Source organism: Ventosimonas gracilis (genome assembly GCF_001580025.1).
GTDB classification, from domain to species: domain Bacteria; phylum Pseudomonadota; class Gammaproteobacteria; order Pseudomonadales; family Pseudomonadaceae; genus Ventosimonas; species Ventosimonas gracilis.
Window position 1 is genome coordinate 1 of record NZ_LSZO01000161.1, and the last position, 291, is coordinate 291.

The window sequence follows — 291 nt, forward strand, 5'->3', positions numbered from 1 at the left end:
TTCCCACGTTTTTGGGTGCGGTTTGCCGGGTCGCCAGTTGCACAGGTAGTAATCCCATGCGCTCATCACTTCGCCGATGGCAGGGAGCGGGCGCGGGTCTGTGAAGAGCAGCAGGCGAGCCAGCTTGCAGGCGAGTGTGTCGTTGTGTTCCAGTATTTTAAGGATGTGCGCGGCCTGGTCTTTTTGCCCGTTTGGCGGACAAAGATCGGCGGCAAGTGCGCGGCTGGCCGGATGCGTGAGCACGCCTTGCACGCCTGCGCGTTCAAATTGCCAGAGGCCGCGTGCAGGGCC

General features: G+C 62.2%; 1 pseudogene. It reads right to left on the reverse strand.

The window, feature by feature from the left end:
* Positions 1–291 (reverse strand): annotated as a pseudogene (locus AXE65_RS07825) (hypothetical protein); the annotation flags it as partial.